Below are 17,312 nucleotides of genomic sequence, written 5' to 3'. Positions count from 1 at the left end.
TTAAAGGAGGGCGGAGGATGACATTACACCTTAATTTCTGCCGCCTTTACGACCGATGTCTCTGTAGAAATTTTTGTCATGCGACTCAGCTGTAGCATCGCCGCCTTTTTTGCCGATTTCCTGATAAAATTCTTTATCGTGAGAGTTTGCGGTTGCTTCCCCGCCCTTTTTACCAATCTCCTGATAAAATTCCTTATTGTGCTTCTTGGAAGTAGCTTCTCCACCCATACGACCTGCTTCTTCGCGACTCATTTTCCCCTGATTTTGATTACGTGCCATTACAAATCACTCCTTAATAAAAAAGTTGTTTTTTGTTGCGCGCATCCTTTACTTACCACATCACGCCTGTATGAAACAGGCTCCAAGTGGAGTAAAGAGGGGGTAGACTCGCTTACATGTTCGTCTGTGAGTGGGTTGTCGCGTGTTCAATGTTAAATAAAAAATGGATAAAAAGATTACGCGGACCGTCTAAAAGGATAAGGAGCTGGCTTTAGCATCCACTCTACCTGTGGCTCAATCAGAGGTCGTGTTGCAGTTCGAACCCAAGGCATGGTCAACATACAGCACAGACCTGCAGCACACACTACAATCAACATGACTTCCACTGGAGTATCTATATATTCGTAGACTCCCTTTGCAACGACGGTACGGACGATCAAGCCATGGAGTAAAAAGACATATAGTGTCCGTCTTCCCATCTCGGTTATTCGTCCTGTGACAGCTGGAACAAAGCTTAGGAACGCCATGGATGCTATCCATTGAACTCCATAAATGCCGATGCGGTAAATTCCTGCGTACCATTCGGTATGGCCCAATTCACTGTAAGTCATGTTGCCATACAGCCAGCCTGCTGGGATGCCGAAATACGACGTTCCCGCCAGTACCATAAGCAGAAGAGATACAACGCCAGCGATTATGCGGACTGGAGCTGTGAAGAACCGCCGAACGTCTGCATAATCCAAATGATAACCTGCTACAAAGTAAGGCAAATAAACAAAGGTTCTGCATACGCTCAGCCATATACCATCCACAGGGAGATACCCGACGAGGATACCCAGCAGCACGGATATACCCAATTGGAGGACAGGTGGTATTTTCTGAAAAGACAGCATCAGCAGTCTCCAACAGATATGGCTGGCAAGGAACCAGAGTAGCAGATAAGGAGCAAAGAACGAATGATGGATATGGGGAACGTGGAAGAGTGCAACATCCAAGATCGAATAGAGCGATTGAAAAATAAGATATTGCATACCGATCTGAAGCAGAACTTTTCGGCCTGCTGATCCGGTCAAAGAAGTTTGGGCAAAGTAGCCTGTAACGAGTACAAACAACGGCATATGAAACATGAATATCCAGCTGAACCATTGTTGGGCAATATGAAGTGAACCGACTAGAGGCTCCAGAGCATTCCCTGCAAATACGCATATGATCAACAGAAATCGCAAATTGAGAAAGAAGCTTTCCCCTTGTACATCATGGCTTGTCGTCATGTGTTTCCCTCCGAACGGCTTCTGCCGACTAAACTATTTAAAAAATAATTCTTTACAAGGAACAAGGTACGATACTCTGGACATTATCATTGTGATTTTATTCACATTAGTAAGCGTTATCATAACCTTATTGTGTGGCGAAAGCTTGAACACCGGACAAAGATGGGCTAAGACGTGGAAATGTATACTGATTTGACCCTGTATGTGCAACGATGTTACCCTAACAAGGCTAGTTACGCTGATGAATACAGCGGTACATTTTATATTCAAATTACGAATTACGAGGTACGAAAGGCGAAAGGAACTTTTACAATGAGAAGAAGAACAAGAAGATCATACAATTCATATGGGACACGTGGTCCTCGGAAAATATGGAAAGTTCTCTTAGGCATCCTGATTGTTATTGCACTGATCGCAGGGTGGGGAGCATGGAAGGTATTTACGCCTTATCAGCCTGACGAGACGGCTGCTGCTGCATTAGCTGAAGTAGCGGATGCTGTGAAAGTAAATGAACAAGAACATTGGGTCGGTTTTGAGCCTGCAAAAAGAAGCGGAGCCGGAGTCATTTTGTATCCAGGTGCGTTGGTGAAGCCCGAAAGTTATGCGCCCTTGGCACGCCGTCTGGCGGAAAAGGGTCATCATGTGATCATTGCAAAAATGCCACTCAACCTTGCATTGATCTCCCCGGATTTAGCGAATGAAGTGCTAAAGGCATATCCGAAAGAAGCGTTTGTTATTGGAGGCCATTCGTTAGGCGGTGTGATGGCGGCCCGATATGCAGCTGCACATCCTGATCAGGTCAAAGGTGTATTTTTCCTTGCTTCCTACCCAGATAACAAGGGTAATTTAAAGGATAAAAATCTGCCCGTTATTTCTCTACTAGGAAGTGATGATGGAGTCGTCCAGATGGAAAATGTTCAAAGTGGAAGAACTTATTTACCAGCCAACACGCTGTATTTTACAGTCGAAGGGGGGAATCATGCCCAATTCGGCAGTTATGGTGTCCAAAAAGGGGATAACCCTGCGAAAATTAGCGCTGTCGAGCAATGGAATCAGACGGTAACGGCTTTACAGGACTGGATGAAAGAGAGTGTGGATGGGGCTCCTAAGAACCAGTAAAGGAGGTGTGCTGCATGTCTGAGCTGATCGTGCAGGGGGAGCGGTACCCATGCCGTGGTATTTTATTGGATAAAGATGGAACGTTGCTGGATTTTATTCAGTTGTGGGGCCCCTGGGCTCGTTCTATACTGGATATGATGGAGCAGCATCTTACCGTGGCGGGTGCCGGTTTTACGGTGGAAAAAGGTACCGTTCTAGGTACTGTTCACGATCTAGAGGGACGTGTGATCGGTTACGATCCTTCTGGCCCACTAGCCATGGGGACGGTGGACGAAAGTACGGGGGTACTGGCTTGGCAGCTTTATACTGCTGGTGTACCGTGGAATGAGGCTGTGCGGATTGTCCGCGACTTTAATAAAACGGCGATGGCTGATATTCGGCGACATCGGGCAGCGAAGGTGTTTCCAGGATTGCGGACGTTGCTTGAGCAAAGCCGCCATGCCGGGCTGAAGCTGGCGGTTGTGACCTCTGACAGTACAGAGGCTGCACAGGAGCATTTGGAGTGGATGGGGCTGACATCCTATTTTGACGAGATTATCGGACATGATAGGGTTACATACGGCAAGCCTGACCCGGAAATGGCTGAAAAAGCCTGCGCGTTACTAGGATTGTCGCCGGCGGACGTGGTAGTCATCGGAGACAGCAATGGGGATATGCAGATGGGCAAGCGTGCCGGAGTACGGCTCGCTATTGGATTTGCGCCAGAAGCAGAACGTTCTGGTCATTTGCTGGATGCGGATAAGGTTGTTCGTGGATATGAAGAGCTGGAGGTGCGTAGGGTATGAAAGTTAATACGTTGGCGGAATGGATACAGCAATCGCAGAATATTGTTTTTTTCGGCGGAGCAGGGACATCGACGGAAAGCGGTATTCCGGATTTTCGTTCGGCAGCAGGCCTGTATCAAAGTGAGGAGAAATTGCCTTATTCCCCTGAGGTTATGCTTAGCCGTTCATTTTTTGTGAAGCATCCTGAAGTGTTCTTCGACTTCTATCGTAGCAAAATGCTGCATCCCGATGCGGAGCCGAACGGTTGCCATCATTTCCTCGCGTTATTGGAAAAGCAAGGCCTCCTTAAAGCGGTTGTGACACAAAATATTGACGGATTACACCAGGCGGCAGGTAGTGTGAATGTACTAGAACTTCATGGCTCGGTGCATCGCAACCACTGTATGGAATGCGGACGCTTTTACAGTCTAGATGAAGTGATGAACAGCTCTGAGGTTGTACCCAAATGTCCGATAGATGGAGGAATTATCAAACCGGATGTCGTTTTATATGAGGAGGAGCTGAATCAGGATACCATTATTCAATCCGTTCAGGCTATTTCGCAGGCTGATTTGCTGTTAATTGGAGGAACGTCGCTGACAGTACATCCTGCTGCGGGCTTGATTACTTATTTTCGTGGTAAACATACGGTGCTGCTGAATACAGATCCCACCTCGTATGATCATAAGGCGGATCTTTTGATCACCGATCCAATCGGTAAAGTTATGGAAAAACTTGCTCATCAATTAGGTCTGTAATCGTTTTCTTGTCAACGCCTGGATAAAAGCGCTATGATGATGTTGTGATGGACATTACAATGTTTCGAGAGAGGCTGGGATAGCATGGTTTATTTAGCTGGCGAAGATCGTTATGAAAGTATGAAATATAACCGTACAGGGAGATCAGGTCTAAAACTGCCCGCTATTTCGCTGGGCTTGTGGCATAATTTTGGCGGGATTAACAACGCGGAGAATGGCCGTAGCATGATTACTCGCTCCTTTGATCTAGGAATTACGCATTTTGATTTAGCTAATAACTATGGCCCTCCTGCGGGATCAGCTGAGGAATTTTTTGGACAAGTCCTAGCCAGTGATATGAAACCGTACCGGGATGAGTTGGTCATCTCCACCAAAGCGGGCTACAATATGTGGGCAGGGCCTTATGGTGACTGGGGATCTCGCAAGTATATGATATCTAGTCTGGATCAGAGCCTGAAGCGGATGGGGCTGGACTATGTCGATATATTCTACTCTCACCGATTTGATCCTAATACGCCGCTGGAAGAAACGATGGGAGCACTGGATCATATCGTACGTTCAGGCAAAGCGCTGTATGTGGGTGTGTCCAATTATAGTGCGGAGCAAACAGCAGAAGCAGCTCGCATTCTGAAGGAGCTGGGAACACCGCTTCTGATTCATCAGCCGAAATACTCCTTGCTCGACCGCTGGATTGAAAACGGATTACAAGATGTACTGGACGAAAACGGGGTAGGCAGCATTGCCTTTTGTCCGCTGGCTCAGGGATTGCTGACCAATAAATATTTGAACGGAATCCCCGAGGATTCACGTGCAGCGAGTACATCGGTTTTCCTGAATGAGAACCATGTAACGCCAGAGACACTTCGCAAGGTACGCGCCCTGAATCAGATGGCTGCTGCACGCGGACAAAGTTTGGCTCAATTCTCGCTGGCCTGGGCTCTGCGCGGCGAACGTCTGACCTCTGTCTTGATTGGGGCAAGCCGTGTAAGCCAAATTGAAGAAAATGTTGCTACCTTATCCAATCTGGACTTTTCTCAGGAGGAACTGGATCGAATTGATTCGATTCTGAATGCCGGGAACTGACAGGACGGCGGCACAGCCTAATGGTGAAAGTTAATCTGTAGTCATCGGCCTAATTTCGCATCCTTTTATACAATATATAACCAACAGCCCGCATCCGTTTGAAGGATGTGGGCTGTTTAAGCCTGCTTTACGACTGTGGGTATTGCTTAACCTTGCTTCGGTACTCGGTTGGAGACTGACCGCAGAAGCGCTTGAATTGACGTGAGAAATATAAGGCATCGGTTAGTCCGACCGAAGCGGCCACTTGCTCTACCGATAATTCAGGACGCTCACGCAGCAGTTGACGTGATTTGTCGATTCTTAGCTTAAGCAGATAGGTGACGGGGGAGATGCCCGTTTCCTTTTTGAATATCCGTGACAAATATGCACGATTATAACCAAGTCCTTCAGACATTTGCTCAATGGAAACGGGATGTGCGTACTGAGTGGACATATATTGCACCATCTGCTTGACTGTACGTTGAATTTGCGAATCCGCCCCGGACGGATCAGTCCAGTCACTCAGGTAATTGCCTGCTTCCCCCATAATCAGATACAAATAGCCCAAGGCTGATAGATGAGAACTAGATTTTCTGCTATAAAAGGCCAATTGCATTTGCTCCAAATAACCGGGGATGGGACTTTGATCGGAAGCATGAAAGACAGGCTGGTGAACACGTAGCCCGGCCTCCTGCACCACCTGCTCAGTATGGTGCCCGGTAAACGCAGACCAACGATAACGCCACGGTTTCTCTTCATCAGAGGTATAGCTCACCAGCTGACCGGGATGAATAAGGAAAAAATCGTTTTCTTCAAGCTGATATGTGTGCTGTTCCGTTCGGAAGATACCTCTGCCCGATTCTACAAAGTGTAGCAGATAGTAATCATAGATTTTCGGCCCCACGGCATGACCGGATTTGGTTTGGCTCTCTCCTGCAAAAAGCACATGCAGCGGGCTATTTTCATAAAACACCGGATTAGAGGCAACGGCATAACTATATGAATGCGCTTGCAAAATAGGGTCATCCTTCCTGCATTTGTGAATGGTTTAGCGGATGCGGTATACTTACATTGTACATATCCAAGTCACATTTATCCATAGCTTAAACACATGGATGCATTACATCGTGTGACGCTTTCATTTATACTGAAATCATAAGAGATGTCAACCTGATTAAGATGTTACAGGGAAATCAGGAGGGCCTTTACTAACGGTATATGAGGTGGATGCGGATATGAACTCTACTGAATTAAAGAAACATTTTATTGAAAAATATGGTGAAAGCAGCAATGAACTGCGGATATTTCATGCACCTGGACGTGTCAATCTGATTGGAGAGCATATCGACTATAACGGTGGTTATGTACTCCCGGCTGCGCTGGAATTCGGAACGACGCTAATCCTTCGTGCGCGCAATGATGATGAAATTCATTTTGCTTCAACAAACCTGTCGTATGAAGTGTCTATCCCCCGTGGAGAAATAGGTAAAAACAAAACGGATGAGTGGGTGGACTATCCGGTGGGTGTGCTGGTGGAGTTGGCTGAAAAGGGAGTTTATCCGTCTAACGGATATGACCTGCTCTATCATGGAGAAATACCGAATGGTGCTGGATTATCCTCCTCAGCCTCCATTGAGGTTGTTACAGGATACGCGTTTCTCACGATCGAAAAACAGGAAACAGATACGGTCGAAATCGCTTTGTTGTCCCAGCGGGCAGAAAACAATTACGTTGGTGTCAATTGCGGCATTATGGACCAGTTCGCTGTAGCGAACGGAGCAGCTGATCATGCAATTCTGCTGATGTGCGATACGTTGGAGTACCGTAAAGTGCCATTCCGCACGGGGGCTTATAAGCTCGTGATCGGCAATACAAACAAGCGTCGCGGTTTGGTGGACTCAGCCTATAACGAGCGTCGTAGTCAATGTGCCGAAGCACTGTCCATTTTGCAGCAGCAGGAACCGTCACTGGAATACCTCGCTCAGCTGGATGAGGCGCGTTTCGGAGAGCTTCAGCATCACATCGCGGACGAAACAGTGCGTCGGCGGGCACAGCATGTGGTGGAGGAAAACGCTCGTGTGTTGGCCTCTGTTGATGCTCTCGCGGCGAATGAACTTGCAGCTTTTGGTCAGTTAATGAATGCTTCTCATGATTCATTACGCGATTTGTATGAGGTCAGCTGCACGGAGCTGGACGTCATGGTTGAAGAAGCACGACGCATTCCTGGCACGCTGGGTGCTCGTATGACAGGAGCCGGATTTGGAGGTTGTACGGTTTCATTGGTTCATGAGAACGATGTGGAACGTTTTGTGAAGGAAGTCGGCGAAGCTTATCAGACCCGCACAGGGCTGGAAGCCAGCTTTTATGTATGCAAGGCAGGAGACGGAGTTAAAGAACTGAAGGAGGACGAATAACATGGCCATTTTAGTCACAGGTGGAGCTGGATATATCGGTTCACATACCGTAGCAGAATTGTTGGATCTGGGAGAAGAAGTTGTGGTGCTGGATAATTTGCAAACCGGGCACAAAGCAGCATTGCTTGGAGGCAAGTTGTATGAAGGGGATTTGAGGGATAAAGAATTACTGTCCAAACTGTTCTCTGAAAATAGTATCGACGCAGTTATCCATTTTGCAGCCAACTCGCTGGTTGGAGAAAGTATGCAAAATCCTGGTAAATATTATGACAACAATGTATTTGGCACGCTGAGCTTGCTGGAGGCAATGAAGGATGCTGGAGTGCGCCGAATCGTGTTTTCCTCTACTGCGGCTACCTACGGCGAACCGGAAAAGGTACCGATTGAAGAGGGAGACCGTACAGAGCCAACCAACGTGTATGGTGAAACAAAGCTGATGATGGAGCGCATGATGTCGTGGTTTGATAAAGTTTTAGGCATCAAATATGTGTCTTTACGGTATTTTAATGCGGCTGGTGCGCATGAGAGCGGCAAGATCGGTGAAGATCACCGACCAGAAAGCCATCTGATCCCGTTAGTGCTCCAGACAGCCTTGAAACAGCGTCCACACATCGCTGTGTTTGGTGAGGATTATGCGACACCTGACGGCACGTGTGTTCGGGATTACATTCACGTGAGTGACCTGGCGGATGCTCATGTGCGTGCAGTAAATTACTTGCGCGAAGGCAATGACAGCAACGTATTCAACCTGGGCAACGGGCAGGGCTTCTCTGTGAAAGAAGTTATTGAGACGGCACGCAAGGTCACTGGGCTCGACATTCCAGTTGTGACAGAGCCACGCCGCGCAGGCGATCCAGCGATATTGGTTGCATCTTCTGACAAGGCTCGTTCGGTGTTGGGCTGGAGTCCAGCACGTACCCAACTAGAGGACATTATTAGCGGAGCATGGGGATGGCATCAATCGCACCCTCACGGCTACGGCGACGAATAGACGGGAGACGATGACATATGAGCGAGCGCCAATCTGCAGATAAAGGCCAAGGCCGGGAACATTCCCGGCATCTGGCCCATGACATCGACGAAACTGTGCAGCAATCGGCTCTATATGCGGTGGAGCAACTGGTTGCATTCGCACAAAACAAGGGCTTGATCGGTCCGCAAGATACAGATTACAGCCGTAATCTGCTGTTGGAGCAGTTTGGGTTTTCGGAGCCTTATTCAGGTGGGGAAGCAGGGGGCGTTATGGCCCCCGAAGCTCTCCAGCCTGTGCTTAATGTATTGATAGATTATGGTTTTGCCATAGGACTTATCCCTGAAAACACAGATACGTATCGCGATTTGCTTGATTCCAAAATCATGGGACTGCTGATGGCGAGACCGTCTGAAGTCATCCGTGACTTTCATCAAACGGAGGCTGAACGTGGCATAGAGGCGGCGACAGATGCTTTTTATCAATTATCCATCGTTTCGAACTACATTCGAATGGATCGGGTTGCCAGCAATGTGTACTGGAATCAGTCGACATCTTACGGAGATATGGAAATCACGATTAATTTGTCCAAGCCAGAAAAAAGTCCTAAAGAAATTGCGATGGCGAAGCTTTTGCCGCCGCCTGTTTATCCCAAGTGTCAATTATGCCGTGAAAACGTCGGATATGCAGGAAGGGTAAATCATCCGTCCCGTCAAAATTTGCGCATCATTCCGGTGGAATTGAATGGGGAACCGTGGTTTTTTCAATATTCACCCTATGTGTATTACAACGAGCACTGCATTGTGTTCCATCATGATCATGTACCGATGAAGCTTACGAAGGATACACTGCGCCGATTGCTGGCCTTTACGAAAGCGTTTCCGCATTATTTTATTGGCTCCAATGCGGATCTGCCGATTGTCGGCGGATCGATCCTGACCCATGATCATTTTCAGGGTGGTCGTCATACATTCCCAATTGAAAAAGCGGGTGTGGACGGCATATACCATAATGAAGCGTTCCCGCAGGTTACAGCGGGGATTGTAAACTGGCCGATGTCGGTCATCCGTTTTACGTCAACAGATGCCGAGGCGTTGTTGGAAGCGGGAAATGCTGCTTTTGAAGCCTGGAAAGTTTATAGTGATCCTGTAGCTGATGTCCTCTCTCATACAGAGCAGGAAGGGGAAACGATTCCGCATAATACCGTGACGCCGATTGTGCGCCGTGATGCCGAAGGCAGGTACCAGATGGATCTCGTACTGCGTAACAACCGAACGAGTGAAGAGTATCCGGAAGGTATTTTCCATCCTCACCGCGAGATGCATCACATCAAGAAGGAAAATATCGGTCTGATCGAAGTTATGGGACTTGCCATATTACCGGGGCGGCTCAAGGATGAACTGGATGGAATTGCAGATATTTTGTGTGGGGATGACAAGCTGGCTGTGGCTATGCAGCAGGAAGGACATCCACTGTTTAAGCATGCAGACTGGATTTATCAGTTAAACACCCGGTTCGGTCGTTTGCCTGACAAGGAGACGGCTGTTCGTACCGTACAAAATGAGGTTGGACTGAAATTCAGTGAAATTTTAGAGCATGCAGGAGTGTATAAACGAAATCCGTCCGGTCAACAGGCCTTTGGTCGTTTTATGAAACAATTGGGATATACTTTGGGAGAATAAAATTGCTTGCGCAGCACATAATACTCTACGAGAACCCTCCCAAGATATGACATGGAACCATGCTCCTCAAGGAGTGTGGTTTTTTTCTGAAAATAAAGCAGATTTGTTTCCTGTAACCGAAAAGGTTATAATAGAGTAGTTTCTTAACATTAAACTTTAGAACTATTGGAGGCGAGCGTTTGCGATGAAAGCATTCGAATTTTATAATCCTACACAATTGATCTTCGGTAAAGGACAATTGGAGGCTCTCAAGCGTGAAGTTCCTAAATATGGTAAACGTGTACTGCTTGTATATGGCGGCGGCAGCATTAAGCGCAGCGGTTTGTACGATAATGTAATAAGTTTGCTTGGTGAAATCGGTGCAGAGGTAACGGAACTGGCTGGTGTAGAACCGAATCCTCGCTTATCTACAGTACATAAAGGCGTTGAATTGTGTAAAACACATCAAATCGACCTCGTTCTGGCTGTAGGCGGTGGTAGTGTGCTGGATTGCTCCAAAGCCATTGCTGTTGGTGCAAAATATGATGGCGACATGTGGGATTTTGCAGAGCGTAAAGCGGCACCACAGGCAGCATTGCCACTAGGTACGGTTTTGACCATGGCAGCTACCGGTTCTGAAATGAATGCGGGTTCTGTTATTACAAATGAAAAAACACAGGAAAAATTGGGCTGGGGCAGCGTATTTGCGTTCCCTGCGTTTTCTATTCTTGATCCTGTGAACACATACTCTCTGCCGCAAAATCAAACCGTTTACGGAATCGTAGATATGATGTCACATACGCTGGAGCATTATTTCCATTTGGAATCCAATACTCCGGTCCAACTTGGCTGGTGCGAAACGATTTTGCGTACGGTCATGGATGCGGCTCCAGGTCTGGTCAACGATCTGGAAAACTACGAGCTGCGTGAAACGATTATGTATTGTGGTACGATGGCGCTGAACGGCTTCCTAAACATGGGGCTGACAGGTGACTGGGCTACTCACAATATCGAACATGCTGTGTCTGCTGTTTATGATATTCCACATGGTGGAGGACTGGCTATTCTGTTCCCGAACTGGATGAAACACAATCTGCATGTGAAGCCTGAACGCTTCAAGCAACTGGCCGTCAATGTGTTCCATGTAAACCCAGAAGGCAAGAGCGATGAAGAAGTGGCGCTGGAGGGTATTCAGGCGCTGCGTGATTTCTGGAACTCGATTGGTGCACCAAGCCGTCTGGCTGATTACGATATTGATGCGTCCCAAATCGATGTTATGGCTGATAAAGCTGTGAAATTTGGATCTTTTGGTGGCTTTAATAAGCTCAATCGCGAAGATGTAGTCGAAATTTACAAAGCATCTCTGTAAACCGACATTTGTATCATTTTAAGCACGTTTGTGCGTCATTAGACGTACGAACGTGCTTTTTTGGGTTTGATTTGGGATTTTGGAGGAAAATTTTGAAACTTTTTAAGGTTGAATACGTAAACATAGTTATAGACTGGAAACCAGACTGAAAAGGTACATGGAAGGAGGAGTCGCATGGAAACCATATTTTGGTGGTTATTGGCAGGGGGCGCTATCTTTACCGTAGTCAGTGTGCTGATTGGAGATGTACTCGGTGGTTGGCTGGATGGTGCATTGGAGCTACCGGGCCTCGATTGGTTCAGACCTGTCGTTTTACTTGGAGCCATGACCGCTTTTGGCGGGGCTGGAGTACTGCTGACAAAGTATACCGGGCTGAGCATGGGGTGGGTCGTCGTGCTTGCTTTAGGGATTGCGTTTGTCATCGGAATACTCGTGTTCTTTGCGTTTATCAAACCCATGGCGAATTCGGAGGTATCCAGCGGCTTCTCCATGCGTGAGCTGACTGGCCGGATCGGTGAGGTCACCATTCCTGTACCTGAGGTTGGTTACGGGGAGGTTATGATCCGCTTGGGTGCAGGCAACACCATACATACAGCATCTAGCTTCGATCACAAACCGCTTGCTGCGGGAACCCGTATCGTCGTGGTTGAGGTCGCAGAGGGCGTCGTCCGCGTAGCGTACCTGGACACATAGACGGCGCATTCGCTTAACTTGAAGGGAGCGTGATCGGGAGTGTCAAATTTGCAAGATATTGTGTTGGTCCCTGGGATTGTTGTCATCGTTATCGTTATATTAGGGATCGCTTTTTGGGCCCGTTACAAAACGGTAGGACCGGATGAAGGGATGATCGTGACGGGCTCTTTTCTGGGAAATAAAAATATTTCCGAGGATGACTCTGGACGCAAAATTAAAATTGTACGCGGCGGGGGGGCCTTCATTTGGCCAATTTTCCAGCAGTCCGAATTCATCTCTCTGTTGTCCCATAAACTGGACGTAACCACACCGGAAGTGTATACGGAGCAAGGAGTTCCCGTGATTGCGGATGGTGTGGCGATCATCAAGGTCGGCAGTTCTATTGAGGATGTGGCTACAGCAGCCGAGCAGTTCATCGGGAAGCCACTGGAGGCTCTTAGGGGAGAGGCTCAGGAAGTGCTGGAGGGACATTTGCGCGCAATCCTCGGTTCGATGACAGTGGAAGAAGTTTATCGTAATCGGGATCGGTTTGCGCAGGAAGTGCAGGGCGTGGCTGCTCGTGATCTGAAAAAGATGGGCTTGCAAATCGTTTCATTCACCATCAAAGATGTGCGTGATAAGCACGGATATCTGGATGCGCTTGGTAAGCCGAGAATTGCCGCTGTGAAACGGGATGCTGAGATTGCAGAAGCCGAGGCTGTGCGGGATGCCCGGATTCAGAAGGCGCGTGCGGAACAGGAAGGCCAGAAGGCCGAACTGCTGCGGGATACCAACATTGCGGAGGCAGCCAAGGAGAAGGAACTGAAAGTGGCTTCGTTTAAGAAAGAACAGGATACAGCGAAGGCAGAAGCCGATCAGGCTTATCACATCCAGGAGGCCCGTGCCAAGCAGACTGCTGTCGAGGAGCAGATGAAGGTCGAGCTGGTGCGCAAAGAACGGGAAATTGATCTTCAATCCAAGGAAATACAGGTACGTGAAAAGCAATATGATGCGGAAGTGAAAAAGAAGGCAGAAGCCGATCGGTATGCGGTCGAGCAAGCGGCGGAAGCAGATAAATCGCGTAAAATGCGTGAGGCTGAATCGCTGCAATACTCGATTGAGACACAGGCTAAAGCGTCAGCTGAACAAAAACGTCTCAACGGGCAAGCAGAAGCGGATGCCGAACGCGCCAAAGGTACGGCAGACGCAGATGTCATCCGTTTGCGTGGACTTGCAGAAGCGGAGGCCAAGGAAAAACTGGCGGAGGCGTTCCAGAAGTTTGGAGAGGCCGCCGTGCTCGATATTATCGTAAAAATGTTGCCTGATCTGGCTGGACGTATTGCCGAACCGATTGCGTCCATTGATAAACTCACCGTAGTTGATACGGGAAAAGGAGAAGGAGCAGCGCGTGTCAGCAATTATGTCACCGAACTGATGGCTACGGCACCTGAGATGCTGAAGAGTGTATCAGGCATTGATGTGGAGCAGTTAATCAAGGGGCTGACGACTGGGAAAAAAGGCCTTCATTCCGTGCCGTCCTCCGGTGAAGGGAATAAGCAGCATCTTCCAGCCTCGGTGGAGGCAGCACTAACAGATAAAGAATAACGGTAAGTCTTTGGGGAGCATCTACCCCTAACCAAAAGACCGCTTTTCATCACAGCATTTCCCGGCAATGTGATGAAAAGCGTTTTCTTTTTATTGACCTTTAGCCGAATATTTGGTACTTTAACGTGGATTCCTCTGAGCTTCATGCTATAATTCTTAGGATCAAGGTTCTGATAAAAGAGGTGCGGATGTGAGCAGCCTAAAAGTGGCCAAAGCGCTGAATAACAATGTGATTATAGGGATGCATCCCGAGCATGATGAGGTTGTTGTGATTGGAAAAGGAATCGGTTTCAATCGCAGACCCGGTGATCTTATGCCGTTGGATTCAGTTGAAAAATTATTTATATTAAAAAGCCATGAAGAACAGGAGCAATACAAACGGTTGCTTCCTGAGCTGGATGAAAAGCTCATTGAGGTCATCGGTGAGGTGCTTCATCTTGTTCAGCTTCAAGCTAAGAAGCCTCTAAATGAGCACATACTGATTGCTTTAACTGACCATATCGCTTTTTCCATCAACCGTCATAAACAGGGAATTACGATTCATAATCCGTTTTTGTATGAGACTAGGGAAATATATCCTCAGGAATACAAGATGGCTGAGCAGGCTGTTGCTCTAATCAGGGATAAGATGGATGTAGATCTGGGAGAAGATGAAATCGGATTCGTGGCCCTGCATATTTATAGCGCCATGACAAACCAGCATATCTCCGAGGTGAGGAAGGATTCTCGTCTGATTGCTGATATGGTTCAGGTTGTCGAGACCACACTGGATTATCGTATTCCTCTCCAATCTCTTGATTATTCTCGACTGCTGACTCATCTGAGGTTTGCGATTGAACGTGTGCGCCGGGGAGAAATTGTGCAGGAGATTTATCGATTGGACAAGCTTTTGAATGAGGAGTACCCGGAAATGTATATGCTGGCCTGGAAGCTCACGAAAATTATGGAGAAAAGACTCCGTAAATCTGTGTATCCAGCTGAGGTTAGTTATTTGACAATGCATCTGCAGCGGTTGTCCCAACGCAAAGAGCAGGGGGAGCAACAAAAGTGATAAAACCGGAATAAAAAAGTATTGCCTCGCATTTAGAGGGGTGCTATAATCAATTTTGCAATGAGGAAGACAACAACTGAACATTAAACGTGTTACTGATTCGATCAGGCATGAGTTGTTTTAAGTTATGATTGTTTACAGCCTACTGGGGCAAGCTATATCCCAAGGTTGTTTTCAAACATACTTAAATCGGCTCATGCCTTTTTTGTTGTTTTGCCTCTGTTCTAAATTTCAGAGAAGGATGTGGAAGGTATGTTTAAAAAGCTTTTCGGCGTTTTACAGCGTGTCGGTAAAGCATTAATGCTTCCTGTAGCGATTTTGCCAGCTGCGGGGCTTTTATTGGGTATCGGTAACATGCTGGTCAATCCTGATTTTCTCCAGTACATTCCGGCATTAAATGCGGGCTGGGTTCAATCGGTAGCGACGATCATGATGAATGCCGGACAAATCGTTTTTGATAATCTGGCACTGTTGTTCGCAGTCGGCGTAGCCGTCGGTCTGGCGGGCGGTGAGGGTGTAGCAGGTTTGGCTGCCATCATCGGTTACCTCGTTATGAACATTACTCTGGGTACAGCCGTGGGTGTCACACCTGGTCTGATTGCTCAAAAAATACCGGGTTATGCAAACGTGTTAGGGATTCCAACGCTTCAAACCGGGGTGTTCGGCGGGATAATCATCGGTATACTGGCCGCGGCCATGTACAACCGCTTTTTCAAAATTGAGCTTCCTTCGTATCTGGGCTTTTTCGCGGGTAAGCGTTTTGTTCCGATTGCAACGGCGGTATCCTCACTGATTGTCGGACTTGCGCTGGTTCTGATCTGGCCTCCAGTTCAACAAGGACTTAATGCAGTATCTCACTTTATGGTGTATTCCAACCCGACTTTGTCGGCGTTCCTGTTCGGTGTTATCGAACGCGCGCTGATTCCATTTGGTTTGCATCACATCTGGTATTCACCGTTCTGGTTTGAGTTTGGTGAATATGTTAACAAGGCAGGTCAAACCGTTCACGGTGACCAGCAGATCTTCTTCAGCCAGCTTCGCGACGGAGTGGCGTTGACAGCAAGTACGTTCCAAGTGGGTAAATTCCCATTCATGATGTTCGGTTTGCCGGCAGCAGCGCTTGCAATGTACCATGAAGCAAGACCAGAACACAAAAAATATGTAGCAGGTATTATGGGTTCAGCAGCATTGACTTCGTTCTTGACAGGTATTACGGAGCCACTGGAATTTTCCTTCCTGTTCGTAGCTCCACTGCTGTTTGCAGTACACTGTATATTCGCAGGTCTGTCATTTATGACCATGCAAATTTTACATGTCAAAATCGGTATGACCTTCTCAGGCGGATTTATTGACTTCCTGATTTTCGGGATTATTCCAACCCGTACGCCTTGGTGGTATGTAATTATCGTCGGTCTGATTTTGGCAGTTATTTACTACTTCGGATTCCGGTTCATCATACGGAAGTTCAACTTGAAAACACCAGGACGTGAAGAAGCTACAGATAATGTGGATGGCGCAGCAGTCGGTAGTAGTGATGAGCTCCCGCACAACATTTTGGCAGCTTTCGGTGGTTCATCGAATATCAAGCATCTGGATGCTTGTATCACACGTCTTCGGATCGAGGTTAATGAGAAATCGAACGTTGACAAAGCTCGTCTGAAACAACTTGGCGCATCTGGTGTCCTTGAAGTCGGTAACAACGTACAGGCAATTTTCGGTACACGTTCCGACACCATTAAATCTCAAATGGCTGATATCATGGCTGGACGTACACCTGCACCAGCTCCGGCGCAACCTGCTCCACAAGAGGAGAAGGAAGCTGGAGAAGAACAACAAACCATTATTGTAGAAGATATTGTAATGCCTGTTAACGGCGAATTGGTTGATATCTCGACGGTTCCCGATCCGGTATTTGCAGAACGTATGACAGGTGACGGTTTTGCGGTCGTGCCAAATGATGGAACGATTGTGTCCCCTGTTTATGGTAAAGTATTCAATGTATTCCCAAGCAAGCATGCGATTGGTATTCAATCCGATGGCGGTAAAGAAGTGCTTGTTCATATCGGGGTGAATACTGTGAAGCTTAAAGGCCAAGGATTTGACGTTTTGGTGAACGAAGGCGATCTTGTGTCAGCTGGCCAGCCTATTATGAAAGTAGACCTGGAATACGTGAAGGCAAACGCTAAATCCATCATCTCACCTGTCATTTTTACTAACCTTCCAGAAGGTTCTTCGGTAACTTTAAACAAAACTGGAGTATTGAAGGCTGGCGAAGATGGTATAATTACGATAAAATAAACTCTATGTGTTTCGGATTAGTTGATTAGGCGGCTTAGGCCGTCTGATCAATGATCTGGTATACTGCGTGTAAACAAAT

General features: G+C 47.4%; 15 protein-coding genes. 12 read left to right on the top strand and 3 right to left on the bottom strand.

The genetic code is table 11. The annotated features are described in order from the left end of the window. Window positions 1–30 precede the first annotated feature (30 nt). Together MKX30_RS07760 and MKX30_RS07755 are read right to left on the bottom strand one after the other, a co-directional pair. Complete coding sequence (locus MKX30_RS07760) at window positions 31–279, bottom strand: KGG domain-containing protein (protein ID WP_023989894.1); 249 nt, start codon at window positions 277–279, stop codon at window positions 31–33. Window positions 280–455: 176 nt separating this feature from the next. Further along, window positions 456–1,490, bottom strand: a complete 1,035-nt coding sequence (locus tag MKX30_RS07755) for an acyltransferase family protein (RefSeq protein WP_071558366.1) — start codon at window positions 1,488–1,490, stop codon at window positions 456–458. Window positions 1,491–1,802: 312 nt separating this feature from the next. Between MKX30_RS07755 and MKX30_RS07750 the strand changes: the two genes are divergently transcribed. From MKX30_RS07750 to mgrA, 4 genes are all read left to right on the top strand, one after another. Beyond that, entirely contained in the window at window positions 1,803–2,609 is an 807-nt protein-coding gene (locus MKX30_RS07750) for an alpha/beta fold hydrolase (protein WP_023989892.1), read from the top strand. A 14-nt stretch (window positions 2,610–2,623) separates the two neighbouring features. Beyond that, the gene (locus MKX30_RS07745; RefSeq protein ID WP_069079961.1) at window positions 2,624–3,394 is read left to right on the top strand and encodes an HAD family hydrolase; all 771 of its coding nucleotides are present in this window, start codon (window positions 2,624–2,626) and stop codon (window positions 3,392–3,394) included. Next, the gene (locus MKX30_RS07740; protein ID WP_134902635.1) at window positions 3,391–4,131 is read left to right on the top strand and encodes an NAD-dependent protein deacylase; all 741 of its coding nucleotides are present in this window, start codon (window positions 3,391–3,393) and stop codon (window positions 4,129–4,131) included. Before MKX30_RS07745 ends, MKX30_RS07740 begins: the two co-directional genes overlap by 4 nt. Before the next feature lie 84 nt (window positions 4,132–4,215). Further along, window positions 4,216–5,214, top strand: a complete 999-nt coding sequence (gene mgrA, locus MKX30_RS07735) for an L-glyceraldehyde 3-phosphate reductase (protein ID WP_028542446.1) — start codon at window positions 4,216–4,218, stop codon at window positions 5,212–5,214. A 127-nt stretch (window positions 5,215–5,341) separates the two neighbouring features. Here the strand turns inward: mgrA and MKX30_RS07730 are convergent, their stop codons facing one another. After that, window positions 5,342–6,208 (bottom strand): AraC family transcriptional regulator, encoded by an 867-nt coding sequence (locus tag MKX30_RS07730; protein ID WP_023989889.1) that lies wholly within the window; start codon window positions 6,206–6,208, stop codon window positions 5,342–5,344. A 220-nt stretch (window positions 6,209–6,428) separates the two neighbouring features. Between MKX30_RS07730 and MKX30_RS07725 the strand changes: the two genes are divergently transcribed. The 8 genes from MKX30_RS07725 (at window position 6,429) to ptsG (ending at window position 17,233) form a co-directional block, all read left to right on the top strand. Next, window positions 6,429–7,607 carry a galactokinase gene (locus tag MKX30_RS07725; protein WP_341062704.1) on the top strand — a complete coding sequence of 393 codons (1,179 nt, stop codon included), beginning with the start codon at window positions 6,429–6,431 and terminating at the stop codon, window positions 7,605–7,607. Between the two features lies 1 nt (window position 7,608). Next, window positions 7,609–8,598, top strand: coding sequence for a UDP-glucose 4-epimerase GalE (galE, locus tag MKX30_RS07720; protein WP_023989887.1), 990 nt, complete (start codon window positions 7,609–7,611; stop codon window positions 8,596–8,598). A 17-nt stretch (window positions 8,599–8,615) separates the two neighbouring features. Next, window positions 8,616–10,259, top strand: a complete 1,644-nt coding sequence (locus MKX30_RS07715; RefSeq protein ID WP_028542450.1) for a UDP-glucose--hexose-1-phosphate uridylyltransferase — start codon at window positions 8,616–8,618, stop codon at window positions 10,257–10,259. A 184-nt stretch (window positions 10,260–10,443) separates the two neighbouring features. Beyond that, window positions 10,444–11,607 (top strand): iron-containing alcohol dehydrogenase, encoded by a 1,164-nt coding sequence (locus tag MKX30_RS07710; protein WP_028542451.1) that lies wholly within the window; start codon window positions 10,444–10,446, stop codon window positions 11,605–11,607. A gap of 174 nt (window positions 11,608–11,781) precedes the next feature. Further along, window positions 11,782–12,300: a membrane protease regulatory membrane protein gene (locus MKX30_RS07705; RefSeq protein ID WP_023989884.1), complete on the top strand. Its 519-nt coding sequence runs from the start codon at window positions 11,782–11,784 to the stop codon at window positions 12,298–12,300. 48 nt (window positions 12,301–12,348) lie between these two features. Beyond that, window positions 12,349–13,884 carry a flotillin family protein gene (locus MKX30_RS07700; RefSeq protein WP_028542452.1) on the top strand — a complete coding sequence of 512 codons (1,536 nt, stop codon included), beginning with the start codon at window positions 12,349–12,351 and terminating at the stop codon, window positions 13,882–13,884. Window positions 13,885–14,074: 190 nt separating this feature from the next. Continuing rightward, on the top strand, window positions 14,075–14,935 hold the full coding sequence (glcT, locus tag MKX30_RS07695; protein ID WP_023989882.1) for a glucose PTS transporter transcription antiterminator GlcT: 861 nt from the start codon (window positions 14,075–14,077) through the stop codon (window positions 14,933–14,935). Between the two features lie 252 nt (window positions 14,936–15,187). Next, window positions 15,188–17,233, top strand: coding sequence for a glucose-specific PTS transporter subunit IIBC (gene ptsG, locus MKX30_RS07690; protein WP_023989881.1), 2,046 nt, complete (start codon window positions 15,188–15,190; stop codon window positions 17,231–17,233). Window positions 17,234–17,312 lie beyond the last annotated feature (79 nt).

It is taken from the genome of Paenibacillus sp. FSL P2-0173 (assembly GCF_038008045.1).
GTDB lineage: Bacteria > Bacillota > Bacilli > Paenibacillales > Paenibacillaceae > Paenibacillus > Paenibacillus polymyxa_B.
Note: the sequence above shows the minus strand (reverse complement) of the source record. Positions and strands in the feature narration are given on the sequence as shown.